The 1346-nt window shown below is 55.5% G+C and carries 2 protein-coding genes; both read right to left on the reverse strand.

Annotated features, from left to right (window positions below; all coding sequences use genetic code 11):
- Nucleotides 1-73: 73 nt before the first annotated feature.
- The gene (locus NW819_RS09255; RefSeq protein WP_011431781.1) at nt 74-607 is read right to left on the reverse strand and encodes a thermonuclease family protein; all 534 of its coding nucleotides are present in this window, start codon (nt 605-607) and stop codon (nt 74-76) included.
- 202 nt (nt 608-809) lie between these two features.
- The gene (locus NW819_RS09260) at nt 810-938 is read right to left on the reverse strand and encodes a hypothetical protein (protein WP_414328685.1); all 129 of its coding nucleotides are present in this window, start codon (nt 936-938) and stop codon (nt 810-812) included.
- Between the last annotated feature and the right edge of the window lie 408 nt (nt 939-1346).

Consider the following 1346-nt stretch of genomic DNA (forward strand, 5'->3'; position numbering starts at 1 on the left):
ATTGACTAGAGTCATGCTCTTTCCTCTCTGCTCCCTTGAAGATTAAAGAACTGAAGTTCAGTATAAAGCCAACTCAGAGACGGCTCCAAATGCCAAGGCGCTCCTGCTGGGCTTTTTCTTGTAGGCCACCGTAGTAGCTGTCGTACTTGATGTTGTGGCTGTAGGGGATGATGCGGGCCAGGCCATTGCGCACCAACATGGCGTTCATCTGATGGCCTTCTAACCAGACATAGGCCTCCACCAAGCCCGTAGCATCTACGTTGCGCAGCAACTTATCCCCTTCCAGCTTGACGGTGCGGTAGAGGATGCGCTCCCGCATCAGTTCAATGGCTTGCTGGTAATAGGGGTTTTCTTCCGGGCTGAGACCCTCGATCCCGGCCAACCGGATTAGGCGCATCTTCTGTTCCCCTTCGATTTGCACCACTAGGGTGTCGCCGTTGACCACCCGCACCACAACCGCATCTGGGTAGCGATCGAAGCGGTGGTTGTCGAAGTAGAACGGGGTATCGGGAACGACCCGGGGCTCTCCAAACCCGTGGCTGGGAAGGACGGGTATGGCCAGAAGCAATCCCAATGCAGCAGAGCCGAGAGCAATACGCTGGAACATGACCTTAATCCCCCACTTTGGACGCAGCCCCCTCTTCTTTTCCCGCCGGGGAGTTTCCGGTGGCAACGCTCAAAGTGTAATGGTAGCGGCAACTCTCCAGAAAACAATCCCACCGCAGATTTGAATTGGCCAGCAGTAGATCCGCCGTTGGTTGGGTTGCCCAAGGCTCCCAGGCGACTGAGCCATTCCTGCTCGCTTTTCTTCAGTTCCCCGGCTCTCCCCGCAGTTGCTGGGCAAATTTGTCGGCGAACTTGTCGCTGTCGAAGCGAGCCTGCGCGTTTTGAATGGCTTGGTGAATGCGCCGCTCGGTCGCGTCCGTGGTGCGGAGCACTTTGCACCCATCTCGGGTGTGGGTATTTGGGGTATAGCCGGGCTGAGGGTAAAAGCTTGGAAGCCCTTCTCTACTCTAAGCCTTGAATCACGTTTTTCTTTCTGCTTCTCCCAAGGCGGCTCCGGCGGTCGTTGCCAAGGTATTAAAAGTTCCACGGCTCCTGCTCTCTTTGGGAGACATTCTGAACTCAAAAAGAGGCTCTGGGGTGGTTATTTGTAGAACCCAAGCTACTACGCGGGTACAGCGGGGCAAGTTTCCGGAGAGGTTATCAAGCGCTACACAGAGGCTCAGAAGACAGAGCAAGGGGGCGATTGAGTCCCTTTGGTCACACTCAAGGCTCATATCCATGCTGGCTTACAAGCTGAGGCAGTTTTGAGGGACGCTCTGTAGCTGCTGTCAACCTGCCGT

It is taken from the genome of Synechococcus sp. R8-2 (genome assembly GCF_047461715.1).
GTDB lineage: Bacteria > Cyanobacteriota > Cyanobacteriia > Thermostichales > Thermostichaceae > Thermostichus.